The organism is Atopobium minutum 10063974, from assembly GCF_000364325.1.
GTDB lineage: Bacteria > Actinomycetota > Coriobacteriia > Coriobacteriales > Atopobiaceae > Atopobium > Atopobium minutum.
Genome location: NZ_KB822533.1, coordinates 967816 through 994571, shown reverse-complemented (window position 1 = coordinate 994571; position 26756 = coordinate 967816). Strand labels below are relative to the sequence as shown.

The following is a 26756-nucleotide window of genomic DNA, read 5'->3' as shown; positions in this document are numbered from 1 at the left end:
GTGGTACCTGACTTTTTAAAGCTTCAAGACTACTACGCCAACGCACCTTCTGATATTTCACTTGCAGACATTAAGCTTGATAGCTTGCCTCGTCATATTTCTATCATCATGGATGGAAATGGGCGCTGGGCTCGTGCGCAAGGTTTGGATAGAAGCCAAGGTCATAAGGCGGGAGTCATTTCTCTTAAAGAAATCATCACCTCCTGCGTGCGCCTTGGCATTGATGTTTTGTCTGCCTATGCGTTTTCTACCGAGAATTGGCGGCGTCCTCAGCATGAGGTAGATCTTCTCATGCAGCTCTTTGCTCAAACACTTATCAAGGAGCTCCATCTATTTGAGGAAGAGAACGTCAAGCTCGTGTTTCTTGGAGACCTTACGGCGCTTCCCAAAAAGACGCGTGAGACCTTTGAACTGGGGCTTGAGCGCACTCAGAACAATACGGGTATGGTTTTAGCACTGGCGGTTAACTATGGCTCTCGTGCAGAGCTTGCCCGTGCAGTTCGTCTCATTGCTCAAGAGGTTGTTGATGGAAACATAACTCCCGAGAAGATCGACGAAATGTCTGTATCGCAACATCTCTATACGGCTGGGTTACCCGATCCAGAACTGCTCATTCGTACATCCGGTGAGCTGCGTCTCTCTAATTTTCTCTTATGGCAGCTTGCCTATACTGAGTTTTACGTTACCGATATGTTCTGGCCCGACTTTGATCGATGGGAGCTCTTACGTGCCCTTGCAAGCTTCCAATCGCGTGACCGACGCTTTGGGGGAGTGAAGTCCTAAATGACAACCTCTCATGATTCTGATGTAGCATCCACAAATAGCACTCGCCCTGCAGAAGCTGATCAGGTCTCTACACAATCAAAGATGCAACAGCGAGCAATCCGCGTGCTTTATGGCGCGGGCTACGCGGTTCTTACCCTTGTCGCTTTATTGATTGGCCGGTGGACGACTACCGCGCTTATTTGTTTGTATGCAGGTCTGTGTTGCTTTGAGTTCTTTAAAATGATGCGCATGGCTGGTCGTAATCCCAATGAATTTATTGGGATTGTTGCAGCGGTAGGTTTTCCTTTAGCTGCTCATTTTTCACTCTATTGGGTAGCAATTGTGTTTTATCTGCTTGCCACCGCAACGGGTATTTGGTTTGTTAATACACCAAGATCAAACATTTCTGATGTTGCGCTTACCATTTTTGGACCCGTATATACCGGCATGCTCTTTATCTCAGTTATTATTTTGCGTGCGATAAACCCCAGCATCATGGGTGGTGTGCTTACCTTCTTGGCCATGTCTTCTATTTGGCTTAATGACACTTTTGCTTACGCTGTAGGCACACGCATTGGTAAGCATAAAATGGCACCACGTATCTCTCCTGCAAAGTCTTGGGAGGGCTTTGTTGGAGGTATGTTTGGTTCTCTTTTTATATGGGTATTTTTGTCTAAAACCTTACTTCCCATGGATCTACCCATTGCATTGTGCACTGGATTAGCCACAGGGCTTATGGGTGTCTTTGGTGATCTATTTGAGTCGCGCATTAAGCGTGGGGTTGGGGTCAAAGACTCAGGCAATGTCTTACCAGGACACGGCGGCATGCTTGATCGTTCTGATTCGCTGCTTTTTGGTCTTATCGCTGCAACCTTTATTTTGATGTTAGGTGGAATCATTTGAGTATCTTCGAAGCTCCCTGGCCTGAGGTCAAACGCCCAGAAGTACTTCGCATTGCAATTCTTGGTGCTACCGGATCTATTGGTACCCAAGCATTAGAGGTATGTCGCAAACATGCACACAGGCTGCAGGTTGTGGCCTTATCGGCAGCCCGTTCTGCCGATGAGCTCATAGAGCTTGCCCAGGAATTTGGTGTAAAGCATCTTGCCCTTGCAGATGAAAACCAGCGCACGGCAGCAGCTGTCAATCAGCTGGGTTCAGATGTGCAGCTTGGGTTTGGTAACCAAGCAGTCGCTGATCTTACAACTCTTGATGAGGTTGACCTTGTTTTAGTAAGTGTTGTAGGAGCAGCAGGCATTCTGCCAACCTATACTGCCCTTATCAATAACAAGACAGTGGCGCTTGCCAATAAAGAAGCTCTGGTTTGCGCGGGTGAGCTTTTGATGCCCCTGGTCAAACCAGGCAAACTCATTCCGGTTGATTCTGAGCATTCAGCCATTTTCCAATGTCTGTTGGGAACACAGCCACAGCAGGTGAGCCGTATTTGGCTTACCTGTTCCGGCGGACCCTTTTACGGCAAGAGCGTAGCTGAGCTGCGTAACGTCACTGCAGATCAGGCGCTTAAACACCCCAATTGGAAGATGGGACCAAAGATTACCATAGACTCTGCCACGCTTATGAATAAGGGTTTGGAAATTCTTGAGGCCCACCATCTGTTTGGTGTAGCAATCGATGATATTCAGGTGTTAGTGCAGCGTCAGAGTCGTATTCATTCTATGATAGAAACCATCGATGGTTCAGTCATAGCACAGCTTGGTCCTTCTGATATGCGTGGTCCAATCCAGCTTGCCTTTAGCTATCCCGAGCGCTGGGAAGCCCCTGCAACGCCTGTCAATTTCTTTGAGCAAACCAGCTTGGATTTTGGACCTGCAGATGATCAAACCTTTAGGTGTTTGGAGCTTGCTCGTCAAGCAGGTCGCACAGGTAAAACCCTGCCTTGCATTCTTAACGCTGCAAACGAGGTGGCAAACCTTGCATTTAGGCAGCACAAGCTCTCGTTTTTGCAAATTGCGCAGCTTGTTGAGAAGGTCATGGATCATATACCCGTGCAAGATTTAGTTTCTTTAGAGCAGCTCACAGAGGTAGATACGCATGCGCGTACAGTAGCAGAACAGTATATTCGTGAGGTAATCTGATGCCCCAGTTTGTTTCTACGATCTCAGCAATCTTTTGGGGAGTCTTAGTACTCTCCATTTTAGTAACCGCTCATGAAGCAGGGCACTATTTTGCAGCCCGTCTTTGTAAAGCGCGCGTTACCGAATTTTTTATCGGCATGCCCTCCCGTCATAAATGGTCGTGGCGCAGCAAAAAGCATGGTACCGAGTTTGGAATCACTCCCATCCTGTTGGGTGGTTATACCAGGATTTGTGGTATGTCGCCGCTTAACCAGCTTGAATATGCCCGCGGTCTTGAATTGGTGCAAACGCAGGGCAGCATCGAGGTAGAACAAGCCGCACAGCAGCTGGATTGTTCCGTAGAAGATGCCTATGACATCTTTGAAACCTTGGTGGATTGGGCTACCATTGAGCCTGATTATGAGTCGCATGAGGGCGATAAACCCAAAGGGCGCAGCTTACCAAACTCATATAAAACTACCTTACGTGATAGTGCATTTAACACCAAGTTTGATGATTCCTTTGACGAAAATACCGAGCTTATGCAGGCTGGTACGGCACAGCCCTTAACCATGACTGCTCAGGACTTTTTGGATCAAGAGCGCTCAAAAATCTATGTGGGCAAAAAATTCTGGGCTCGTTTCTTTATGATCTTTGCAGGTCCAGTTGCAAGCTTTATTACCGGTGTCCTGTTCATGGTGCTTTCTTTGAGCGTGGTAGGTCAAGAGGTGCCAACAAATGATCCTATGATTGGTGCTGTTGTTGAGCATTCTCTTGCTCAACAAGCTGGCTTACAGTCCGGAGACCGCCTGCTTGCTGTAGATGACCACAAGGTAGATAGCTTTACGGACCTTGCTGGCTTGCTTAAAGATAAGTTTGATAAGCATGAGGCCTTTGAGCTGTCTTATCAGCGTGATGGATCTGCTCAATCGTTGCAGATTACTCCAGCTCAAAACGATACGGCCTTGGGAATATACGCACCTACAAAATGGGCACACCTCTCTGTTGGAGAAGCTCTTAACATTACCTGGAAGTTTTCAGTACAGATTGCTCAATTTGCGGCCAAACTGATAGTTCCCACGCAAACCATGAATGTGGTTTCTCAGTCATCTTCCATTGTGGGGATTTCTGTTATGGCTTCTCAAGCTGCCTCTTCTGGTCTGGGTACGCTTTTATTATTTGCTGCACAAATTTCTCTTTCACTGGCCTTTATGAATCTGCTGCCTATCCCTCCTTTGGATGGCGGTAAGATTTTGATCGAGTTTATACAGGTCATTATCCGTAAACCCCTCAGCGAGCGTACGCAAAGCTATATCTCTTTTGTAGGAATTGCTCTGTTTGCTTGTCTATTCTTGCTGTCGCTTAAGAACGACATTCTTCGATTTATCTAAGGTTGTGTAGTTTGTCATGGTAATTACTCATGCTAAGCGCCACGACCGCGCGCAGACACAGCGCGTACAGGTTGGTAGCGTAGCAGTAGGTGGGGGAGCGCCCATCTGTGTTCAATCAATGACCAATACCAATACCGCAAATCCTCAAGCTACCTTAGCTCAGATTACTTGTTTAGCTGCAGCGGGCTGTGAAATTATTCGTGTTGCCTTGCCCAATAAAAATGCGATTGGTGGCTTTGAAGAGATCTGTGCTCGGTCCGAGCTGCCTGTAGTAGCAGATATTCATTTTGATCACAGGCTGGCCATTGAGGCCGCTCGTCGCGGAGCTTGTGCGTTGCGTATCAACCCTGGCAATATTGGTTCGTTTGCTAAGGTTGATGCCGTTATAGAAGCCGCTGCACAAGCTCATATTCCCATTCGTATTGGAGTAAATGCCGGTTCATTGGCCAAAGAATTTGATGTGCGTCAGGACATGACTCAGCCTCAAAAACTGGTTGCCTCATCTGAGTCATTTGTGAGCTATTTTGAGGAGCATGGCTTTACCGATATCGTTCTTTCTGCAAAAGCGCATGATGTTACTACTACCTTGGAAACGTACCGAGAACTCTCACGCGCCTTGCCTCATATTCCACTACATCTTGGGGTAACAGAGGCGGGTACTGCTTTCCAAGGCACTATCAAAAGTGCCATTGGTCTGGGCTGTTTGCTGGAACAGGGGATTGGCGATACCATGCGTGTATCGCTGACCGCAGATCCGGTAGAAGAGGTTAAAGTTGCTTGGGAAATTTTGGCAGCACTGGGTATACGCCGCCGTAATCCAGAGTTGGTAAGTTGTCCTACCTGCGGCCGTACCAAGATTAATCTCATTCCTATTGCAGAAGAGGTAGAACGTCGTCTACAAACCATTTCTGCACCTATTTCTGTTGCCGTTATGGGTTGTGAGGTTAACGGCCCTGGTGAGGCGCGCGATGCAGACATTGGCGTTGCTTGTAGCTGTGGACAAGGCTTAATCTTTGCCGGAGGAAAAACCCTGAGACGCGTACCAGAAGAGCAGATTATAGATGCACTGTTTGAGGAGATTCAGAAGCGTTTTTGCTAATGCCGATACAGCGTTTATTATCTAAGAGCAAACACAATAGATAGTAGTGATGCAGCTAGTATCCATCTATTTCAAAGTACGTTAGTGTGGGGATGACCCCAAACAGAGAGGATTTCTCGTGAAGTCATTTCATAAGATGAGTAAGCTCTATGCGCCTACACTTAAAGAAGATCCTACAGATGCCGAGCTTGCCAGCCATAGACTCATGCTTCGTGCCGGTCTGATTCGCAAAGGAGCTGCCGGTCTTTATAGCTATTTGCCGCTTGCATGGCGCTCTCTTCTTAAGATTGAAACTATCATTCGAGAAGAAATGGACGAGATTGACGCACAAGAAATGCTCGTTCCTATTTTGACCGATGGAGACCTCTGGAAACAGTCTGGTCGTTGGGATGTCTATGGTCCAGAGATGATGCGTATGCATGATCGCCATGAACACATCTACGCGCTTGGCCCTACACACGAGGAGTCTTTTACGGATCTAGTCCGCAATGAGCTGCGCTCATACAAACAACTTCCCGTAACGCTGTATCAAATTCAGGATAAGTTCCGTGATGAACGTCGCCCACGCTTTGGTCTGATGCGCGGAAGAGAATTCATTATGAAGGATGCTTATTCCTTCTCGGCAGATCAAGAGTCACTGCAAGAGTGCTATGACCAGGAAAAAGAAGCATATGCAAAGATTTGTGAGCGCATAGGCTTGCGCGCCTTACAGGTAGTTGCAGACTCTGGTCAAATTGGTGGAGATACGTCTGTTGAGTTCATGGCATTGGCAGAGGCAGGTGAGGCAGAGCTTGTATATTGCAACGACTGCGGCTGGGCAGCAGACGTGGAGGCGGCTACTGCAAAGGTTTGTCTGCAGTCTTCTGGTGCAGGAGTGCTTGAGCGCGTGCATACCCCTCAGATCTATACGATCGAGGATTTGGCGGAGCAGCTGGGTGTTCCCACATCGGCAACGGTTAAAGCTCTTGCTTTGGTAGACCAGCAAAACAATAATGTGGTGTGCTTGATTCCTGGTGATCATGAGCTGAACGATTGTAAGGCCGAGAAGTACTTTGGTGAGTATCACTTTATGACGGAAGAAGAGCTGGCTCAGGCTGGCTTGGTTCGTGGCTTTATGGGACCGGTAAACCTTCCTGAAACTGTTACCGTCTATGCGGACAGCACTCTTAAAGATATTGAGTATTGGACCGTTGGCGCTAATGAGCCTGATTATCATTTCTTGCATGCTCAGCAAGGTCGCGACTTTACTATCACTAACTGGGTAGATTTGATCTCTGCAAAGGCCGATGACCTCTGTCCTCATTGTGGTGCTCCGCTTAAGAGTGCGCGTGGCATTGAGGTTGCCCAGGTGTTCCAGCTGGGCACCAAATACTCTGAATCCATGGGCGCCACCTTTATGGATGTAAATGGTCGTGAGAAGCCTCTTATGATGGGCTCTTACGGCATTGGTGTTTCTCGTGCCTTGGCTGCTGTTATTGAGCAATACCACGACGCTCATGGTATTTTCTGGCCTGTTAGTGTTGCTCCGTATGAGGTTGAGGTTATACCACTTGATATACAAGATGAGGTCGTATGGCCTGTAGCTACCGAGATTGCCTCTGAGCTATCCAAACTCGGCGTGGACGTGTTGCTTGATGATCGTAAAGAGCGTCCAGGCGTTAAGTTTGCGGATGCTGATTTGATTGGTATGCCGTATCAGATAATCTGTGGTAAGAAGGCTGTTGTGAGCGGCAATGTTGAGCTTAAGAACCGTGCAACAGGCGAGCGTAGTGAAGTTGCTATTTCTGAGATTGCTGGCATACTTGCCAAACTCATTGAAGAGCAGCGCCGATAAGCGTCTACATAAGATACGTTAGTGCAGAACTTACACTGACAATCAAAGAAAGGTCGGAAGAGAATCTCTTCCGACCTTTTACATGCGTTGGTGGGCGATATGCGATTTGAACGCATGACCCCTTCCGTGTGAAGGAAGTGCTCTACCCCTGAGCCAATCGCCCGTGCGTTCTTACTATAGCAGAATATATGCAAAGTGCGTTATAGATTTTTAGGTCTTATCACAAAGCCAGTATTGCAATAAATGAGTCCTTACAATGCTATGATCGATTCAGTAGCTAGTTACAATAGTAAACAAAAAGAAGCTGAAGCATCTGCCCTAAGTGAGTTGGGGGTGTTCGATAGTGTCTAAACTCAGATGCAAGGTCATCCTAGCCCAGAGTTTGTCTTTTAGGTACAAGAACCAGAAAACCCCGGCACTGGATTCATTTGACCTTGACCTTTACGAAGAAGAAATCGTATGTGTCCTTGGTCATAATGGTGCTGGCAAAACAACCCTTCTGAATCTCATATATGGAATCCTGCGACCCAACACCGGAAAGGTCCTCATTAACCAAGAAGTCATTCAGAGCTACCGCGATATCTTTTACCTAGACTCGCACTTTGCACTTAATGAAGACATGACCGTGGCAGATAACCTGGAGTTCAGACTTGCTCTACTAGGAAATGAATCAATAGATCCCACCAAAGAGCTGGATCAATTCTCATTACAGCGTCACAAAGATATGCCGATAAAGTGTCTTTCGAGTGGACTTCGTCAAAGGGCAAGCCTTGCAACTGGCTTTTGTGTGAACCCCTCACTGGTACTGTTGGATGAACCTACGAATACAGTAGATCAAGAAACAAGGTTTCTGCTGGAGGACATGCTAAAAGATTGCAAGCACAGCCATAGATCTGCTTTGGTAGTATCCCATGACTTGGATTTTGCCTATAGTGTTGCTGACTATTGCATTGTGATGCAGGATGGCAAAAGGGTGGCTCAAATAGAACCCAGCAAGTACCCTAGCAGCAAAGATTTCCAAAATGAGTACTTATTGATTACGAGTAGACAGAGACGTTCCTATGCTTCTAACCATCATTAGACATGATTGCAAAGCTCTAAAGTACCAAGGAAAAATGCTACTTATGAACGGAATTCTTGTCCTTGGTCTCTGTTTTGCTGCTTATGCGATTTCTCATGTAAACACTTCTGGAGTATTGTTATTTGGGCGCGCCAATTTGCAGCTAGTGCTTATCGTATTGCTCGGGGCTTCTAGCTGCGTAGAGTTTCTCGGACGGGCGCTCTTGTGTGACATTGATGACGGAACGAGAGCTACTGCATTTTATTGCGGTATCAAACCATTTGAGTATGCAAGCGCTAAGGCCATCATTCCTCTTTGTATCAGCATTGCTGATGTTATATTGTTTGGAATTGTAGCCTCATACTTCTCACCATCTTTTGCAATTTTGTTGCAAGGCGCAGGTGGCTTAATCGGAGCTTACATTCTGGACATACTTTTCTGTGTTAGTGCAATACATACAATTAGTGTATTTCTCAGACCCGATACAAAAAGTAGACCAAACTTTCTTATCTATATTGTGATTATGCATATTCCTATCATTGCTTTTTGTAGCCCCTTAAACAATTTGCTACTTTTTTGTATTGTAATAATGCTCTGCACATTTATAGCGCTTGTTATATACATATATGCCATATCTAAGAAATAACAGTCAAATATTGGACTTATAGATAATGACTAACAGAAGCTACGATGACTCGACAACCGTATAAGGTATAGTGCATTTCACCATAGAGCACCGCTCTCATACAGATTAAACAGGAGCAAAGGGGGAGTTATGGTTGATATAGAACTCAATATTGCTGGCATTGCAAAATGTCATGGGGCTGTGTTGGTTGATGCTTCTCCTGCAGTATTGGTTGAAGAAGCACTACGCAAAAATGAGGGAATTCTCACAGATACCGGTGCGCTTGCAGTTGAAACAGGCTCATATACCGGACGCTCGCCAAAGGATCGTTTTATTGTTGATACGCCTGACGTACACGACAACATTGCCTGGGGAGCTGTTAATATTCCCTTTGCACAAGAGCACTATAAGCGTATCAAGAATGACTGCGTCAACTATCTTTCAGCTCGAGACCTCTATGTAGTTCACGCTATAGCCGGAGCTGACAAGCGTTGGTGCAGGAAGTTTCTGGTTGTCTGCGAGCGCGCAAGTCAGGCACTCTTTGCTCATCAGCTATTGGTACGTCCTTCAGAAAAGCAACTAGAGACCTTTGTGCCCCAAGACTTCTCGGTATTGGTGGCTCCTGGGCTTAAACTTAACCCAGAGCTTCATCATACGCATTCAGAAGCAGCCATACTTATAAACTTTGAAGACAAGTGCATCATTGTGGTAGGTACTTCTTATTCCGGAGAAATCAAAAAATCAATCTTCTCTGTCATGAATTACCTCATGCCACTTGAAGAAGAGATCCTTCCCATGCATGCTAGTGCAAACATGGATCCACATACGGGCGAGACCGCGCTCTTTTTTGGCCTTTCGGGAACTGGCAAGACCACGCTTTCTGCAGACCCTCAACGTATGCTCATTGGTGATGATGAACATGGCTGGGCCGCTGATTCTATCTTTAACTTTGAGGGTGGCTGTTATGCCAAAGCCATTAGAATTTCCCCTGCAACTGAACCTGAGATTTTTAAGGCCGTACGTTTTGGTGCCGTGTGTGAAAACGTAGTAGTTAACCAGGCTACGCGTATACCTGACTATTTTGATAGTTGCCTTACCGAGAATACACGTCTTGCATACCCCTTGGATTACATTGAGAATGCCCAAGTGCTGGGCCAAGGTCGCTATCCTAAGGTTATTATTTTCCTCACAGCTGATGCCTTTGGTGTTTTGCCACCCATCTCTCGTTTAAGCAAGCACAGTGCCATGTACCATTTCCTCTCCGGTTTTACCAGTAAAGTTGCTGGTACAGAGCGTGGAGTTTCTGAGCCTCAGCCAACGTTCTCCACACTTTTTGGAGAGCCCTTCATGCCTTTATCTCCACTTCTGTATGCAGATATGTTTGGAGAGAAAATTGAGCGCTCGGGTACCAGGGTATACCTCATCAATACAGGTTGGACAGCAGGGTCGTATGGCGTGGGTCACAGAATAGAGCTTACTGCTACCAGACACATCGTTACCGCAGCATTGACTGGCTCTGTGGAGGCTGCCAGCTTTGTGCATGATCCTATCTTTAACCTAGATGTTCCACAGCAGGTTGAAGGCGTAGATAGTCGCCTGCTCAATCCTCGTGAGTGCTGGAGCAATAAGGAAGAGTACGATAAGGTGGCTAAAGCCCTTGCCGGCAGGTTTATTGATAATGCTCGCAATAAATATCCCGGGATGTCTGAAGAACTCATTGCTGCAGGTCCAAAGCTTGATTAAGCTCATGAGCTCCTTACAGATATGAACTTACCAATTTTTTTAGTTCTGTTACTTGACCAAGTCACGTGCTCTGCTATAGTTATTCAAGCGTAAAGCGCGGGGAATTAGCTCAGCTGGGAGAGCGCATGACTGGCAGTCATGAGGTCAGGGGTTCGATCCCCCTATTCTCCACCATGGTATATAAGGGCGGCGGCATTTGCCGTCGCTTTTTATTTTTTATTAGGGCTCATGGCGCAACGGTTAGCGCAGGGGACTCATAATCCCTGGGTTGCAGGTTCGAATCCTGCTGGGCCCACCATTTGCTTGTATTAAGGCGGCTTTAAGGTCGCCTTTTGTAGTTTTTATTACAAGAAAGCTATAAAACCGCAGGTCATAATCTATATGATTATAAAAGAGAGCTCTGTGAGCTGCATAGTTCTAGTGGTTCCGTATACTTTATAGTGCAAAGATTTATCTATATGGGAGAAACTCTGTGATTGTTCTTGCAGATAAAATAAGTAAGTCCTTTGGTGGGCGCACACTCTATACGGCTGCCACCCTACAATTGAACGCTCAAGAACGTTGGGCATTGGTTGGACCCAACGGTGCTGGCAAAACCACCTTGCTTAAAATTCTTATGGGACAAGAAAGCTATGACGAGGGTTCTGTGAGCTTTGCTCGTGGTACGTCCATTGGCTATCTGGAGCAAGAAAACAAGCTTGCTGGTAAGAAAAGCGCGCTGGGTGAAGTTATGGATTCAGCGACGGAGATTAAAGCCCTTGCAAAGCGTATTGCAACGCTGGAACAAGACATATCGACAACCACGGATGAAAAGCTGCTGGCAGGCATGCTTGAAGAGTATGGTCGAGCGCAGGATCGCTTTGAGCATGCTGGGGGATATGAGCTAGAAAGTCGTGCACGGCAAATTTTGTGCGGCCTGGGCTTTCCGGTAGATGATCTCGATAAGCCCGCAAAGGATTTTTCTGGTGGCTGGCAAATGCGTATTGCCCTGTCTAAGCTTTTACTTCGCCACCCAGACCTCTTATTGTTAGACGAGCCCACCAATCACTTGGATTTGGAGAGCGTACGTTGGCTTGAATCATTTATTTCAAACTATGATGGCGCCGTCCTTCTCGTAAGCCACGATCGTGCGTTTATGGATGCTTGTGTAACCCATGTTGCCGCTTTAGAGAATCGCAGTTTGGTCACGTATACCGGTAACTATTCTTCCTATCTGCATCAGCGTTCGGACAATCTTGAACAGCTGCGGGCTAAGCGCGCGGCTCAAGAGCGCGACATTGCCCATATGGAAACTTTTATCGAGAAGTTCCGCTATAAACCAACCAAGGCAAAGCAGGTTCAGGAGCGCATTAAAAGGCTGGAAAAAATCAAAGAAGAGCTTGTGGTATTGCCTGAACAATCTAAACACGTGCACTTTAGCTTTCCTGAGCCACCGCGCACAGGCGACTGTGTTATTGCTGTTAAAAATCTTACTAAGTCATATGGCACTAATCTGGTATACAAAGACGTTGATTTCTCTTTGTACCGCTCAGACCATGTAGTGCTGGTTGGTCCCAATGGTGCTGGTAAATCTACACTTATGAAACTCATTACTGCACATACCAAGCCAACAGCTGGCAGTATCGAGCTCGGTCAAAACGTTACGAGCGCATACTATGCACAGCATCAATTGGAAACGCTAACAGAGTCTCATACCGTTTTGGGCGAGATGGACAGTGTAGCTGCTGGCTGGACTACTTCAGAAGAGCGTCGTTTGCTGGGGGCATTCTTGTTCCATGGCGACGATGTGGACAAGCGCGTAAGCGTGCTTTCCGGTGGGGAGCGTGCTCGTTTGGCTCTGGCAAAGATGTTGGTAGCGCCCGATCCTTTACTGTGCTTAGACGAGCCAACCAATCATTTGGACATCGATTCGGTGCAGGTGCTTGAGGAGGCTTTGAAAAGCTTTGCTGGCACTATCGTTTTGATCAGCCATGATGAACACCTGGTACGAGCTGTTGCCAACAAGGTAATTGATGTGAGAGATGGCAACGTAACTGTCTATGATGGAGATTATGACTATTATCTCTTTAAACGGGCAGAGCTTGAAGCTCAACGTGCAGAGCAAGAAGCTCGTGCAGCAGGCACTCAGACAAGGACGGTAGGGTATAGCACACCGTCTGCTCCTAAAAATGCACAAGCTCCATCCATGCACACGGCAACCTCACCTACCACTTCACAGGGAAGAAACGTCAAAACAAAAGAGCAACGTCGTGCAGAAGCGCAGGCGCGTAATGCAGCTCATAAAAAGCTTTCGGGTACCAAGAAGCGTCTTCGAGAAATTGAAGCGGCGTTGGAACCGGCACAAATGCGGTATAAACAACTCATGGAGCTCATGGCCTCGGAAGAACTCTATGCAGATGCTGCTAAGTTTGATGAAGCAATGAGTGAATACACGGCTCTATCCAAGAAAATTCCTGTACTTGAGGAAGAGTGGTTGGAATTACAGGCAAAACTTGAGGAGGTAAACCTTGAATAGCACTCCTGCTCGCATCTTCCATGCGCTAAGCCTGCTGTCACGTGTACTTGCATATGTATGTTTTGCTTGTGTGGTTCTTTTGTGCTTCTCAACAGGCTTTTTGCGTCCTTTTTTGGTGCAAATCCAAACTGCTATTACCATGCTTCTTCCTGATGGTATACGCGGGATTGCCGTTGTTCCCACCCCGCTTGGTGGCGCATTTAGAGGAGATTTTGCTCTGATAGCAAGTCTACTATTTGTATTAGACTGGCTCTTTGCACGCCTCTATGCATTGTATAAATAAGAAATAGAGGAGTTTATACCTTGTTTTCTGGACTTATGAGTATGTTCGCGCAACCTTTGTACCTACTTCTTCAGGTTGCTGCTCTTATCATTGCACTGGTGCTGCATGAGCTTTCTCATGCGGTGGTTGCTTTAAACTGTGGAGATACGACCGCAAAGGACGCAGGACGCATTACGCTTAATCCTTTAGCGCATTTGGATCCCTTTGGCTCTGTTATCTTACCTTTGCTGTGTATGGTTATGGGTGGTGGGGCAGTAGCGTTTGCCAAACCTGTTCCTTACAATCCTTTTAACCTAAAACATCGTAAGCGTGATGAAGTTTTGGTTGCTCTGGCTGGTCCAGCAAGCAATTTGCTACAGGCGCTTGTTGCAGCCATCTTGCTGGGAATCTGTGTTGCCTTTGGCACTGCTTTTGGTTGGCAAGACACAACAGCTGGACAAGCCTTTATCTACTTTATGGGTAGCTATTTGGTGATTAACATCTCTCTTATGCTGTTTAATCTCATCCCCCTTCCACCGCTGGATGGTTCTGCCATCATTTTTCCTTTGCTCAATAAAAAAGCTCAAGCTATCTATTACACCGTTCAAAGCAGCGCACTACCCATTCTTTTGATCGTTATCTATCTCATGCCTTCGGTGCTGCACATAGACCTTATCGGTAGCTACATTCAAGGTGTTGGAGGCGTAGTTATCGATCAGCTCTTACGGCTGGCCTCTGTGATACAAGACCTCATCCAGCCTCTTCTTATGGGAGGTAGGTAGTGTCGTATCGTGTTGCTACCCAAGCATATTCTGGACCGTTTGATTTACTGCTACAGCTGGTAAGTAGGCAAAAAGTAGATATTGGAGCCATTTCTATTAGTGAAGTGGCAGATCAATATCTGTCCGAAATTGATTGCATGCGCGATATGGATTTGGATGTTGCAAGTGACTTTGTATTGGTTGCTTCTACCTTGCTTGATATGAAGGCTGCCTCGCTCATTCCAAAAGATGTGGTCCTCAAGAAGCACGATGCGGATGAGTATGATGACGATGACTTATCTGATTTGAGTCCAGATGAGGCACGAGAAGTACTTATCGCTCGACTTATTGCCTACAAGCAATTTAGAAACGCCGGCTTGGCGCTGGGTATGCGCATGGAAAATGAAGCACGTATGCATCCGCGTACTGCTGGTGCAGATCCGCAATTCCTCAACCTTATGCCGGATTACCTTGCCGGTATTACGCTGCGCGGGCTTGCTGTTATTTGTGCGGACCTCGATAGTAGAAAAGAAAGCTTCTTGCTTGAGGCAGAGCATATTGCGCCCAAGCGTCTACCCGTAGCTCTTACCGTCGCTTCGGTAGATCGGCTAACCCGCGCCCGACAGATGCTGAGCTTTTCCGAGCTTCTGGATGGACAAACAACCCCAGAGCAGGTTGTTGTTACTTTTTTGGCAGTGCTTGAACTGTTTAAACGTGGATCCATTAACGTTGCTCAGTCAGAACTTTTTGGTGAAATTGCTATTACGCGCGTGGAAGGCGCACCTGCTTATGAGGCGGGCGATGAGCTTTCCAGTGTGGAAAAGGATGGATAAATGTCAGATTTGCAAGACTTGCAAGCCATGGATTTTGGCTCGCTTAAGCCCACACTTGAAGCAATGTTATTGGTTGCAAGCGAACCTGTGTCTGCGGTATCCCTTTCCAAAATTTTAGGCACCACACCCGGAGAAGTTGCTGCAGCACTTGCGGAGCTGTCTGCAGAGTATAGCGATGCCAATCGTGGCTTTCAGTTGCGTGAAGTTGCTGGTGGTTGGCGCTTGTATACCCACCCTGCCTATCATGAGCAGGTAGAGGAATTTGTACTGTCCTGGGACACCAAAAAGCTTTCTCAGGCCGCCTTGGAAACCCTTGCGGTTATTGCCTACCATCAGCCAGTTACGCGCGAAGGCGTGCGTGCTATTCGTGGAGTAAACTCCGACGGCGTGGTGTCTTCTCTGGTAGATAAGGGGCTGGTACGTGAGCTTGGTCGCGATGCTAACCACGGTCAGGCCATTTTGTACGGCACCACGCAGGTCTTTCTCGAGCGCTTTGGTCTTACGTCGCTTAAGGCACTTCCCGATTTAGAACAGTTTGCTCCCGATGAGGAGTCTAAGCAGTTTATTCGTGAGCGCTTAAGCGGCCGCTCCATAGATTCTACCTTGGAAGATATTGATGAGGATCTTGATGAAGAGCGTGATTTGCTCCAGACAGATACTACGGATGTTGAGGCAAGCTTAGACCATGACTCAACACACTAACGAGAAACCCTTCGAGCTTTCAGAAACACAAGTACAACGCATGGTTCCTATGCGCTTGCAGCGCTTTTTAGCGCGCGCCGGTGCTGCCAGTCGTCGCGGCTCAGAAAACCTGATGACTGCTGGTCGCGTGCGCGTTAATGGTGTGGTGGTAACAGAGTTGGGCTCCAAAGTAGATCCTCTGGTGGATGTGGTTACCGTTGATGATATACCGTACTCACTTACCAATACTGCAATCTTCTTGATGCTTAATAAACCTGCTGGCTTTCTTACTACCATGAAAGACCCCCAAGGCAGACCCTGTGTTGCATCTTTGGTTCCTACCCAGCAATATCCTGGTCTTTTTCCTGTGGGTAGGCTGGACAAGGATACAACCGGATTGCTGTTATTTACCACTGATGGTCAAGCAGCACAAAACATGTTGCATCCATCCAAACACGTTACTAAAACCTATATTGCCTTGGTGCAAGGCATCGTATTGGATGAGGAGTTAGGCCCTCTGCGTCAAGGCATTATGCTTGACGATGGTTTGTGTGCGCCCGCAGCGTGTGCGCTTCTGGATCCAGGCTCAAAACAGGCACTGCCTGTAGTAGGCTGCTCTCAGAACAAACGATCTTCTCTGCAGCAGGCAAAAAAGCGTGCTGCTGTGGAACAAACCTCAACAACCGTGGTGCAAATAGCCATACATGAAGGAAAGAAACACCAGGTTAAGCGCATGTTTGAAGCCATAGGGCACCCGGTACTTCGCTTACATAGACAAAGTTTTGGACCTTTAACCTTGGGAAACCTTAAAAGCGGCGCTTGGCGTTTGCTCACAGAACAGCAGCTGGCATGTCTTACAAAAATGGGTATACAACAAGAGTTTATTCCTACTAAGGGAGGCGTACGTGAAAGTAGCAATTGATGGTCCCGCGGGTTCGGGCAAGTCAACCGTTGCCAAGCAAATTGCAAAGCAGCGCAATCTTTCTTATTTGGACACCGGTGCTATGTATCGCAGTGTTACCTTTACCTGTCTTGAGCAGGGGATTGACCTAACCGATAGCCAGGCAGTTATTGGCGTTGCTCAAGCTATTGATATTCGATTTGAGCAGGGCGATACAGCGCAGCGCGTGTTTGTAAACAACGCAGAGGTCACTTCGCAGATCAGAAGCGCCCAGGTAGATCAAAACGTCTCTTTGGTTGCGGCCATTCCTCAGGTTCGCGAGGCCATGGTTAACCTACAGCGTAAAGCTGGCGAGAAGATAGATGTGGTAGCCGAGGGTCGTGACATAGGAACCGTTGTCTTTCCTCATGCAGAGGTCAAGGTGTTCTTGACGGCGGATGCTTCTGCCCGCGCTCATCGTCGTGCGGTAGAGCGTGAGGGCGGTAATGCTGCCAAACATGATGTTGCTACCAATCATACGGAAGAGCAAAAGATTTATGAGGATCTGCTGCGTCGTGACCAAATGGATTCCACACGCAAAACTTCTCCCTTAGTGCCCGCACAAGATGCTGTTCATATTGACTCATCAAACTTGTCGGTTGATGAGGTTTGTGCTCAAATTGAAGCACTTATGGACAAGGCCTTAGCAAAAAAAGCCTCTGAGCTGCAGGCTGGAGCTGCAAAGAATACAACATCTGTTGCAGAACAGCAGCCTGTGGCCGCTAAAGACAAATGGGAATCCTACTATGAGATGAAAGTGCGGGAGTTCCCCTTGCATGCCCGCATCTTACTTAAAGTAGCAGTGGTGTTGTGCAATGCTTACACCAAACTTAAGTATCGCTGGACTATCGAGAATCTCCAGACGCTGTTGGCTGCCTCGGCTGATCGCGGTGTGGTCATTATTATGAACCACGTGTCCTATCTCGATCCTTTTATCCCTGCGTGTGCCATGATCTTGTCGGGAAGAAGCTTACGTCCTATCTACAAAGACGACTTTAACCGCTTTGGTCTTTTGCATTGGGCCTTGCCACGCTTAGGTGCTATCCCGGTTGCTCGTGGTACTGCAGACGTTAAGGCACTGCGTCGTGCTCAGCGTGCACTACAAAAAGGTGAATCCGTCCTAATCTATCCCGAAGGAACACGCGTGCGCAAGCCTGATCAGGTTTCTCAGATCCATGGTGGCTTTGCTCTCATGGCAAAAATGGCTAAGACAGACATTGTGCCCATGGCTATTGTGGGTGCCTTGGATATTACCCCTCCCGGAAAGCATTATCCGCGCCCCAAAAAGGTGTATTGTCGGGTAGGAGAGCCCTTATCCTTTGATGACCTCAGCTCAAAGGGACGAAAAGAGCAAGTGGTAGAGATGGAGCGCTTAGCTACACAAAAGATGTATGAGCTGCGCGATCAGCTGATGGCTGAACATCCCGGAAGGAAGTAGCGTAAGCCTTATGACTATGCCAAGCATAGAAATTGCAGCACAAGCGGGCGCTTGCTATGGTGTTGAACGCGCGCTGCGCCTGGTAAAAGAAGCTAATTGCCAGGCCAAGGGCTCCGTTCAAACCCTTGGCCCACTCATTCATAATCCTCAGGTTGTACAAGAACTTGAGCACGACGGCGTACGCGTGGCTTCCAGTGTGGACGATGCCACCGCCAATACCGTGGTCATTCGCTCACACGGAGTTGCACCAGAGGTTGTGGTACGAGCACGCGAACTGGGGAAAACCACCTTAGATGCAACCTGTCCCTATGTCAAAAAGGTTCATCATGCAGCTAAGTTTCTTGAAGAGCAGGGCTATCAAGTCATTGTGGTGGGTGAATCAGGCCATCCAGAGGTAGAGGGTACCCGTGGAAATGCACCTTCCGCATTAGTGGTTACTACGCCAGAACAGCTTGAGAAGGTAAAGCTCAAGCGCAAGGTTGGAATCGTTGTGCAAACAACACAATCCAAGGTCAATCTACAGGCAATTGTGGCCTACCTTCTTGGTAGGGTAGAGGAACTGCGCGTGTTTGACACCATCTGCGCTGCTACAACAGAGCGCCAAACGGCGGCAGCCGATTTGTCTTCTCGTGTAGATACGATGATTGTGATTGGTGGACGCATTTCAGCCAACACCACTCGTCTGGCAGAGATTTGTTCTGAACGCTGTGCCAACACACACCATATCGAGACACCCGATGAGCTTGAGGCAGCATGGTTTACCAGCTCACAGCACATTGGCATTACCGCTGGGGCTTCCACTCCTGCAAACCAAATTCAAACGGTATACGCTGCCATTGTTAGTTTATGTGAGCAGCTCTAACAGCTGATAGACTTAAGGCTATGGCTGATTCAACTAAGGAGAACGTACGCATGACAAAACCAATCGTTGCGGTTGTTGGTCGTCCTAATGTGGGCAAATCCACATTGGTAAACCGCATTGCACAAGATAAAGAGGCTATTGTTCATGAATCGCGCGGTGTTACCCGCGATCGTTCCTATCATGAAGCAGACTGGTCTGGTCGCGATTTTATCCTGATTGATACGGGTGGTATGGAGCCTTCTCGTTCTGAGGATGTGTTTGCCTCACGCATTCGTGAACAGGCAGTTGCTGCCTGTGAAGAGGCGGATGCCATCATCTTTGTGGTTGATGGTTCGGTAGGCGTTACCGATGAGGACGAAGAGGTAGCGCGCATCCTGCGCAAGACGCAAAAGCCTGTTTTTTTGTGTGTCAACAAGCTGGATAACCCTGCCCATGAAGGTGAGATTTGGGACTTTTACTCTTTAGGTATTGGTGAGCCCATTGCGCTTTCTGCAATCCATGGACATGGTACGGGAGATCTCCTTGACGATATTATCGCCGTCCTTCCAGAGGAAAAAGAAGAGATCTATACCGACGACATGCTTAACGTGGCCATTGTAGGCCGCCCTAACGTGGGTAAGTCTTCGCTGACCAATAGGCTTGCTGGAAAAGCCCGTTCCATTGTTTCTGATGTTGCAGGCACCACGCGCGATGCTATAGATGTAGTAGTCGAGCAGGCGGGTCAAAAATATCGCCTGGTAGATACTGCGGGCATGCGTAAGCGTCATGTGGTTCACGAAGATATTGAGTACTACAGCATGGTGCGTGGCCTGCGCGCCATGGAAAAAGCAGATGTTTGTTTGCTGGTCATCGACGCTCTTGATGGTGTTACCGAGCAGGACCAAAAGATTGCGGCACTGGCCATTGAGCGTGGCTGTGCTTTGGCAATCTTGCTTAACAAGTGGGATTTGCTTGAAGATGATCAGCAGCGCGAGAAGGTTCTGAACTCGTTGGAGCTGCGGCTTACCTTTGCCTCATGGGCACCCACTCTTCGCATTTCCGCACTGACAGGTCGCAGTATCGATAAGGTTTTGCCCCTGGCTTCTCAGGTGGCACTTACACGTGCTTCTCGTATCTCAACGGCTCAACTGAATAAGCTCATTGTGCGCCTGCGGGAAACCGGACATACGGTTGTTGATAAGAGCCGCCGCTTAAAGATTCAGTATGCTACACAAGTTACGGTTAACCCACCTACCTTTACGTTCTTTTGTAACGCACCAGATTTGATTGACGATAATTACGAGCGCTATTTGGAAAACCGTTTGCGTGAAGCCTATCCGCTTGAGGGCACTCCTATCCGTCTGAGATTTCGCAAGAAGGACTAACATGGCACATCCACTGCTCATTACGGTCTGCTTAGCTGTTGGTACCTATCTGATTTGTGGCATTCCGTTCGGTCTTATCATCACCTCACTGACCACGCATACCGATATTCGTTCCATGGGTTCGGGCAATATTGGCTCAACCAACGTGGGACGTTCTGTGGGTAAAGCGGCTGCAGCGGCAACGCTTTTAGCAGATACCTGCAAGGCAATTCTTTGCAGTGTTGTTGCCCGTTACGTGGTGCTCACAACGCTTGCAGCAGGCAATAGTGCTGCCACTATGCCAGACGGTAGCTGGGGATGGATTGGTGGCATTGTGGTTTTGGCGGCCATCGTAGGCCATGTATTCTCGCCATATCTGCATTTTAAAGGTGGAAAAGGCATTGCTGCAGGATTTGGCGCCATCATTGGCTATGCACCCTTAGTGGCAGTGGGTCTTTTAGCAGTATTTCTTACGCTTGTACTTACCACCAAACTGGTATCCGCAGGATCGGTGGCAGCTGCAATTTCTATGCCTTTATGGATTGCGGTTTTGTACCATGCACTTCCAAATGTGCTTATGAGTATTGTTCTTGCTTCTTGCGTGGTTCTGTGGGCGCATCGTCATAATATAGAGAAGCTATTTCATGGGGAAGAGCAGCGGTTTTCTTTCCATTCTTCTGATGGGGAGTAGTAGCTATGTCGCATACCGTTTGTATAGTAGGAGCGGGTTCTTGGGGTACCGCCGCAGCAGGGTTGGTTGCCCCTCATGTAGATAACGTCACGCTGTGGGCGCATTCTCCTCAGGTGGCAGAGGCCATTTGTGCGACTCATCATAATCCCTGCTACCTTACAGATTATGAGTTGCCAAGCACGGTATGGGCTACCAACTCCATTCAGCAAGCTGTAAAAGGCGCTTCTGAGCTTTTGTTTGTAGTTCCATCTGCACATTTACGCCAGGTTGCTAAGCAAGTGGCTCCTTACCGTACGACTGGTACGCCTTCTTTGGTACTTACCAAGGGAATGGAGCATGAAGGCGCCAAAACCATGGCAGAGGTGGTTGCAGAAGAGCTGGGTGAGCCAGAGTTGGTATGTGTGCTATCGGGTCCCAACCATGCAGAAGAGATTTGTAAGGGCAAGGTGGCAGCCTCTGTTATTGCAGGGCCGCGCATGGATGTGGTCGAGCGCTTTCAGAATTTGGTTTTATCGCAAAGTTTTAGAACCTATATTTCTACTGATGTGATTGGCGTAGAAGTATGTGGTGCTGTTAAAAATATCATTGCTATTGCTGCGGGTGTGGCTGCAGGATATGGCCAAGGAGACAACACACTTGCCGTTATTATGACGCGCGGCTTAGCAGAGATTGGCCGTATTGTAAGCGCCTGCGGCGGCGACCCGCTTACTTGTATGGGCCTTGCTGGAATGGGAGACCTTGTTGCCACCTGCACCTCCAAGCATTCACGCAATCGCAGCTTTGGCGTGGCGTTGTCTCAAGGCATAACACTCAAGGAGTATGAGGCACAAACGCACATGATTGTAGAGGGCGCGCGTGCTGCAAAAAGCGTGTATGAAATTGCTCTTGATAAGCACATTGAGGTGCCTATTACCAAAGCAATCTATACTATCTTGTATGAAGGCGTGTCGCTTGAACAAGGGCTCAAGGAGCTGTTGGGGCGCAAGCCACGGAGCGAATTTTACGGATTTGAGCGCTCATAGTGCTCGTAGTGAATGTAAGCTTGTAACACTCGTACCACTTGCTTGGAAAGGATAAACCGTTGCTTGGGAAGGATGAACCTATGCACCAGGAAGTTTTAATTGCTCCATCGGTCTTATCGGCAGACTTTATGCAGCTTGGTGCTGAGCTTGATAAGATTGCAACAGCTGATTACATCCACTTTGATGTAATGGATGGCAACTACGTTCCCAATCTTTCCTTTGGCATCCCCATACTCAAGCAGGTTAAAGCGTACTCCAAGCTTCCCGTAGACGTGCATTTGATGATTAGCAACCCAGATGAGATGGTGGATACCTATCTGGATGCAGGTGCAGACATTGTCTGTTTTCATGTAGAGGCTGCCAAGCATGCACACCGCATTATTTCTCGTATTCATGAGCGCGGTGCTCTTGCTGGTGTAGCGCTCAATCCTGGTACCTCTGTTGCCATGCTTGATTCACTGGTGCATGATGTGGATTTGATTCTTATTATGAGCGTCAATCCGGGCTATGGTGGACAAAGCTATATTCCTACCACGGCCGAGAAACTCAAGAAGGTTCGTGCACTGTGCCAAGCGGCCGGTGTATCACCCCTCATTGAGGTAGACGGAGGCATCAATACACAAACGGCACAAGAGGTTTGCAGCTGTGGAGCAACTATGCTGGTAGCCGGAAGCGCAGTCTTTAAGGGAGACTATGCTCAAAATATTTCTGAGCTGCGCGCAGCTGGTAATACCGCTATGAATCCGCAGGTATAACCGAGGTTTGTATGACATCAGAATTTACCTACTTGGACTATGCCGCTTCTGCACCCGTAAGGAAAGAAGCATATGCTGCAATGCAAGAATATCGAGAAAAACCTTTTGCGGGGGCTAATCCTAACTCGCTTCATAGCTTAGGCAGAATGGCTGCACAAGAACTCGAGGCTTCTCGTAAGCGTATAGCACAAGCGCTGGGAGGAGGCTTTAGGCCAACAGACATCGTGTTTACTTCTGGTGGCACAGAGGCCAACAATCTTGCCATCTATGGCATTGCGCAAGCAGTACACAAGAAAGATCCTGCACGTACCAAGGTTATTTTTTCGGCCATTGAGCATGATTCCGTGCTTGATTTGGTGCCTGCCATGCGCGAGCGTGGCTTTGAAGTGGTGTTGGTACCCCCTCAATCCGACGGTACCGTTCATCCAGAAGATTTGCAAAAACATATGGATGAGCGAGTGGCGCTCGTTTCTATCATGTATGCAAATAATGAAACAGGCATCATAAACGATGTGGATGCCCTTGCACGGGTGGCGCACACACATCAGGCAGCGTTTCATACGGATGCCATTCAGGCATTTGGGCGTGTTCCCCTTGTTCTTGATCAGGTGGATGCACTCAGTATTGCTTCTCACAAAATTGGTGCGCCCATTGGTGTGGGCGTATTAGCACTGCGGCGCAACTGTCCCTTTAAAGCACAGACCTTTGGTGGGGGACAAGAGCTTGGGCGTCGTCCCGGCACACAAGATGTACAGGCTGCCTATGTTTTCTCAAAGATCGCTCAAATGGTCGTAGAACAAATGGATGTGGTGCGACCGCAGGTAGCGGCACTGGCTCAAAAGGTCTATGACCGCCTGTGTGTAGAGAACAGCCATATTCTTCCGACCACAACAGCCACCATGGATCAGTATCGCTTGCCCGGTTTAGTGAGCATCGTCGTAGATGGTCTGGATTCAGAGACGCTGGTACTACAGCTTGATGCCGCAAAGTTTGAAGTATCCGCTGGGTCTGCCTGCTCTTCCGCATCGCTTGATCCCAGCCATGTGTTAACTGCTATGGGTATTCCCCGCGCATTGGCGTTTGGCTCTCTTCGTATTTCCTTTGATGAGCGCGTTTCTCCAGAGGCACTTGACGCATTTTGCGATACGCTTTTACAGATAGTAAAAACCTATCGCTAGAAACTACTAGAAACAAGACCATCTTGTTCGTCTTCAACCGAATAAAGGCGGACCCGTTATTCAGGAGTCTACATGACGCAGACCGACGCTCTTTTGCGACTTCAAGAAGTCGATTTGGAGTTACTTCGTACCAAGCGGGCTTACGCCGCTCTTCCCCAAAAGGATAAGATTCGCAAAATCAAGCAGGCTGCTCACAGCCTGAGTACTGAGCTCACTAAGTTGGTGGGTGCACGCAAGGACGTCCAAATTGAGCTGGAAGACAATCGTGCCACACATCAACACATGCTTGACTTGGTGGAAGAGGTTTCCGCCAAGATGCATACTACCAGCGATTATCGTGCCATTGCAGACCTCGAGTCTCAGCTTACGCATCTTGCTAAGCGCATTGAGCGCCTTGATTTTGAAAAGCAAATGCTCGATAAAGACCTTGCAAAGCTTCAAGAGTCCGAGGCAAAAGCTCGTACGCTGGGTCGTACCTTACAAAGTGAAGCTCAAGCCCAAGCAGCTGCCTATAAAACAGCAAGTGAGCAGAACAACGCCACCATCGCGCAACTCAATCAGGAGCGCGAACAGTTGGTAGCTCAACTGGATCCTGAGCTACTTAATACCTATGAGCACGCCCTCAAGCGCTTTGAGGGTCTTGCGGTGGAGCGACTTATAGGCAACAACCCCTCAATTTGTCGCGTTTCTCTGCAGCCCAGCTCATACGCGGATATTCGCGCTCAGAACACAGATATCACCACCTGTCCCTACTGTCATAGGATATTAGTGGTCGTTGATCCCTCATATACTGCTCAAAACAAGTAGGTGTACCATGCTTGCTTCTTCATCAGATACAGCACAGCGCCATGTGCTCTTATTGGTTAGCGGTGGCATAGCGGTCTACAAAGCTATCGAAGTCATGCGCGGCCTCCAAAAGGCAGAAATGGATGTCCGCGTTGCCATGACAGCCGATGCCTGCAAATTTGTAGGCACCACCACCTTTGAAGCGCTCTCGGGGCATCCCGTTGCCACGGGTTTGTATGACTATCCTGAGTCGCGTATTCCTCACATTGATCTGAGTGCTTGGGCCGATGTGGTGGTAGTGGTTCCGGCCACGGCAAACATCCTTGCCAAGATGGCTCACGGTCTTGCAGATGAGGTAGTGAGCACCACCTTGCTAGCTTGCGAGAAGCCCATCGTGGTAGCTGCTGCTATGAATACCCGCATGTGGAACAATCCTGCAACGAGCGCAAACGTAGCAACGCTCATGGATAGGGGCGTGCGCTTTGTCCATCCCGTCTCTGGCATGCTTGCTTGTGGAGAGATGGGAACGGGTAAACTAGCTGAAGTCTCTACCATTGTAGATGCCGTATGCTGCAGCTTAGAACAAGCCACATCTGGCATGCCCCTAAAAGGCAAGACAGTAGTTATTACAGCTGGTCCCACCCATGAAGCCATCGATCCCGTGCGCTACATCTCCAATGCTTCGTCTGGCAAGATGGGATATGCTTTGGCTCGCGCAGCACGCAATGCTGGCGCAAACGTCGTGTTGGTTTCTGGTCCTGTTACCCAAGAAGCACCTTGGAGTGTAACAACGCTTCCGGTTACCTCTGCTGCACAGATGTATGACACAGTTGTAGAAGCGTTTTCAGACGCTGATGCCGCCATTCTTACTGCAGCAGTTGCAGACTATACACCAGCGCATCCATCGGACCATAAGCTCAAAAAGGCATATGAGCTGCTTGATCAGCTGGATTTGGTGCAGACTCAAGATATTCTCGCCCACATAAGCGCTCAAGCACAGGGCCGCGTGGTGATTGGCTTTGCGGCAGAAACGGATCAACTGATAGAACATGCTCAGGCCAAGCTGGCGCAAAAGGGGTGTTCTATGATTGTGGCAAACGATGTTTCATGCCCCGATTCAAGCTTTGGGTCTAACACCAATCGCGTTGCCCTGATTACCAAAGACGCAGTTGAACAGCTGCCCACCATGAGCAAGGACAAAGTCGCAGCGCACATTATAGACGCGTTGATACAACGCATGAATGAGGCCGGCTCATGACGCTCTATCTGGGATGTCATCTTTCTTCTTCAGATGGGTATGCTGCAATGGGTCAGACGGCCTTAAGCATTGGCGCCAATACCTTTGCCTTCTTTCCGCGCAATCCGCGTGGCGGTTCTCGAAAGCATGTTCCTGAGGCTGATGTGACAGCATTGCGCAATCTTATAACAGAGCAGGGCTTTGGGCCGCTTGTGGTACATGGACCCTATACCTATAACCTCTGCTCTGCAACGCAACACACGCGTAACTTTGCACAACAAGCCATGCGAGAAGACCTTGAATTGTTAGAGCAACTCCCAGGTAATCTATATAATTTTCATCCTGGTTCCCATGTCAAACAGGGAGCTACCTTAGGTATGCAACTCATCGCAGATGGTCTTGACTCCATTTTGTTTGAAGGCATGCATACTACGGTGTTGTTGGAAACTATGGCTGGCAAAGGCACTGAGCTTGGCAGAACCTTTGAGGAACTTGCTACGATTATTGATGCCTGTCACCATGGTGATCAGCTGAGTGTTTGTTTTGACACCTGTCATGTCCATGATGGCGGCTATGCCGTTGTACAAGATTTTGATGCAGTGCTGGATGAGTTTGATCGAGTGCTTGGCCTTTCTCGTCTTAAGGCACTGCACCTCAACGATTCTAAAAATCCCTGCGCCTCACACAAGGATCGGCATGAGAAGATAGGTGAGGGGTATTTGGGATTGCCCTTTTTTAAGCAGGTAGTAAACAACAAACGCGTGGCTCATTTGCCTATGATTTTGGAGACGCCCCAAGCATCCTTGAATGGCTATGCAGCCGAAATCGCCCTATTACGTGCAGCCGCTCAGGAGGCCTAA

The 26756-nt window shown here is 48.2% G+C and carries 25 protein-coding genes and 3 tRNA genes; 27 read left to right on the top strand and 1 reads right to left on the bottom strand.

Features of this window, described 5'->3' with window-relative positions; translation table 11 throughout:
- The 6 genes from HMPREF1091_RS04575 (at window position 1) to HMPREF1091_RS04550 (ending at window position 7164) form a co-directional block, all read left to right on the top strand.
- Window positions 1-783 (top strand): isoprenyl transferase, encoded by a 783-nt coding sequence (locus tag HMPREF1091_RS04575; protein ID WP_002563661.1) that lies wholly within the window; start codon window positions 1-3, stop codon window positions 781-783.
- The gene (locus tag HMPREF1091_RS04570) at window positions 784-1668 is read left to right on the top strand and encodes a phosphatidate cytidylyltransferase (protein WP_002563660.1); all 885 of its coding nucleotides are present in this window, start codon (window positions 784-786) and stop codon (window positions 1666-1668) included.
- Entirely contained in the window at window positions 1665-2861 is a 1197-nt protein-coding gene (dxr, locus tag HMPREF1091_RS04565) for a 1-deoxy-D-xylulose-5-phosphate reductoisomerase (RefSeq protein WP_002563659.1), read from the top strand. Before HMPREF1091_RS04570 ends, dxr begins: the two co-directional genes overlap by 4 nt.
- On the top strand, window positions 2861-4231 hold the full coding sequence (locus tag HMPREF1091_RS04560) for a M50 family metallopeptidase (protein WP_002563658.1): 1371 nt from the start codon (window positions 2861-2863) through the stop codon (window positions 4229-4231). The genes dxr and HMPREF1091_RS04560 overlap by 1 nt, the downstream gene beginning before the upstream one ends.
- A 16-nt stretch (window positions 4232-4247) precedes the next feature.
- Window positions 4248-5330 (top strand): flavodoxin-dependent (E)-4-hydroxy-3-methylbut-2-enyl-diphosphate synthase, encoded by a 1083-nt coding sequence (gene ispG, locus HMPREF1091_RS04555; protein WP_002563657.1) that lies wholly within the window; start codon window positions 4248-4250, stop codon window positions 5328-5330.
- Window positions 5331-5448: 118 nt separating this feature from the next.
- Window positions 5449-7164 carry a proline--tRNA ligase gene (locus HMPREF1091_RS04550; protein WP_002563656.1) on the top strand — a complete coding sequence of 572 codons (1716 nt, stop codon included), beginning with the start codon at window positions 5449-5451 and terminating at the stop codon, window positions 7162-7164.
- Window positions 7165-7252: 88 nt separating this feature from the next.
- Here HMPREF1091_RS04550 and HMPREF1091_RS04545 read toward each other — a convergent pair.
- Window positions 7253-7327: transfer RNA gene (locus HMPREF1091_RS04545), tRNA-Val, on the bottom strand.
- A gap of 180 nt (window positions 7328-7507) precedes the next feature.
- Between HMPREF1091_RS04545 and HMPREF1091_RS04540 the strand changes: the two genes are divergently transcribed.
- The 21 genes from HMPREF1091_RS04540 (at window position 7508) to HMPREF1091_RS04440 (ending at window position 26756) form a co-directional block, all read left to right on the top strand.
- Window positions 7508-8245 (top strand): ATP-binding cassette domain-containing protein, encoded by a 738-nt coding sequence (locus HMPREF1091_RS04540; protein WP_002563655.1) that lies wholly within the window; start codon window positions 7508-7510, stop codon window positions 8243-8245.
- Window positions 8246-8288: 43 nt separating this feature from the next.
- Window positions 8289-8870 carry a putative membrane protein gene (locus tag HMPREF1091_RS04535; RefSeq protein ID WP_021736293.1) on the top strand — a complete coding sequence of 194 codons (582 nt, stop codon included), beginning with the start codon at window positions 8289-8291 and terminating at the stop codon, window positions 8868-8870.
- 129 nt (window positions 8871-8999) lie between these two features.
- A complete protein-coding gene (gene pckA / locus HMPREF1091_RS04530; protein ID WP_002563653.1) occupies window positions 9000-10592 on the top strand; it encodes a phosphoenolpyruvate carboxykinase (ATP) in 1593 nt (530 codons plus the stop codon).
- 98 nt (window positions 10593-10690) lie between these two features.
- Window positions 10691-10766, top strand: a tRNA-Ala gene (locus HMPREF1091_RS04525).
- A gap of 48 nt (window positions 10767-10814) precedes the next feature.
- Window positions 10815-10890: transfer RNA gene (locus HMPREF1091_RS04520), tRNA-Ile, on the top strand.
- A 174-nt stretch (window positions 10891-11064) separates the two neighbouring features.
- Complete coding sequence (locus HMPREF1091_RS04515; protein WP_002563652.1) at window positions 11065-13107, top strand: ABC-F family ATP-binding cassette domain-containing protein; 2043 nt, start codon at window positions 11065-11067, stop codon at window positions 13105-13107.
- Window positions 13100-13390 carry a hypothetical protein gene (locus tag HMPREF1091_RS04510; RefSeq protein ID WP_002563651.1) on the top strand — a complete coding sequence of 97 codons (291 nt, stop codon included), beginning with the start codon at window positions 13100-13102 and terminating at the stop codon, window positions 13388-13390. Before HMPREF1091_RS04515 ends, HMPREF1091_RS04510 begins: the two co-directional genes overlap by 8 nt.
- A 20-nt stretch (window positions 13391-13410) precedes the next feature.
- Entirely contained in the window at window positions 13411-14151 is a 741-nt protein-coding gene (locus HMPREF1091_RS04505) for a site-2 protease family protein (RefSeq protein WP_002563650.1), read from the top strand.
- The gene (locus tag HMPREF1091_RS04500) at window positions 14151-14963 is read left to right on the top strand and encodes a segregation and condensation protein A (RefSeq protein WP_002563649.1); all 813 of its coding nucleotides are present in this window, start codon (window positions 14151-14153) and stop codon (window positions 14961-14963) included. Before HMPREF1091_RS04505 ends, HMPREF1091_RS04500 begins: the two co-directional genes overlap by 1 nt.
- Window positions 14964-15665, top strand: a complete 702-nt coding sequence (scpB, locus tag HMPREF1091_RS04495) for an SMC-Scp complex subunit ScpB (RefSeq protein WP_002563648.1) — start codon at window positions 14964-14966, stop codon at window positions 15663-15665.
- Window positions 15649-16566, top strand: a complete 918-nt coding sequence (locus HMPREF1091_RS04490) for a pseudouridine synthase (RefSeq protein ID WP_002563647.1) — start codon at window positions 15649-15651, stop codon at window positions 16564-16566. Before scpB ends, HMPREF1091_RS04490 begins: the two co-directional genes overlap by 17 nt.
- A complete protein-coding gene (gene cmk, locus HMPREF1091_RS04485; RefSeq protein WP_002563646.1) occupies window positions 16550-18022 on the top strand; it encodes a (d)CMP kinase in 1473 nt (490 codons plus the stop codon). Before HMPREF1091_RS04490 ends, cmk begins: the two co-directional genes overlap by 17 nt.
- 10 nt (window positions 18023-18032) lie before the next feature.
- On the top strand, window positions 18033-18884 hold the full coding sequence (gene ispH, locus HMPREF1091_RS04480; RefSeq protein ID WP_002563645.1) for a 4-hydroxy-3-methylbut-2-enyl diphosphate reductase: 852 nt from the start codon (window positions 18033-18035) through the stop codon (window positions 18882-18884).
- 50 nt (window positions 18885-18934) lie between these two features.
- Entirely contained in the window at window positions 18935-20248 is a 1314-nt protein-coding gene (gene der, locus HMPREF1091_RS04475; RefSeq protein ID WP_002563644.1) for a ribosome biogenesis GTPase Der, read from the top strand.
- A 1-nt stretch (window position 20249) separates the two neighbouring features.
- On the top strand, window positions 20250-20918 hold the full coding sequence (gene plsY / locus HMPREF1091_RS04470) for a glycerol-3-phosphate 1-O-acyltransferase PlsY (protein ID WP_002563643.1): 669 nt from the start codon (window positions 20250-20252) through the stop codon (window positions 20916-20918).
- A gap of 5 nt (window positions 20919-20923) precedes the next feature.
- Window positions 20924-21940 (top strand): NAD(P)H-dependent glycerol-3-phosphate dehydrogenase, encoded by a 1017-nt coding sequence (locus HMPREF1091_RS04465; RefSeq protein WP_002563642.1) that lies wholly within the window; start codon window positions 20924-20926, stop codon window positions 21938-21940.
- 80 nt (window positions 21941-22020) lie between these two features.
- Window positions 22021-22695, top strand: coding sequence for a ribulose-phosphate 3-epimerase (rpe, locus tag HMPREF1091_RS04460; protein WP_002563641.1), 675 nt, complete (start codon window positions 22021-22023; stop codon window positions 22693-22695).
- An 11-nt stretch (window positions 22696-22706) separates the two neighbouring features.
- On the top strand, window positions 22707-23873 hold the full coding sequence (locus HMPREF1091_RS04455) for a cysteine desulfurase family protein (protein ID WP_002563640.1): 1167 nt from the start codon (window positions 22707-22709) through the stop codon (window positions 23871-23873).
- A 72-nt stretch (window positions 23874-23945) separates the two neighbouring features.
- Window positions 23946-24680: a zinc ribbon domain-containing protein gene (locus HMPREF1091_RS04450; protein ID WP_002563639.1), complete on the top strand. Its 735-nt coding sequence runs from the start codon at window positions 23946-23948 to the stop codon at window positions 24678-24680.
- A 7-nt stretch (window positions 24681-24687) separates the two neighbouring features.
- Complete coding sequence (gene coaBC / locus HMPREF1091_RS04445; protein WP_002563638.1) at window positions 24688-25917, top strand: bifunctional phosphopantothenoylcysteine decarboxylase/phosphopantothenate--cysteine ligase CoaBC; 1230 nt, start codon at window positions 24688-24690, stop codon at window positions 25915-25917.
- A complete protein-coding gene (locus HMPREF1091_RS04440; protein ID WP_002563637.1) occupies window positions 25914-26756 on the top strand; it encodes a deoxyribonuclease IV in 843 nt (280 codons plus the stop codon). The genes coaBC and HMPREF1091_RS04440 overlap by 4 nt, the downstream gene beginning before the upstream one ends.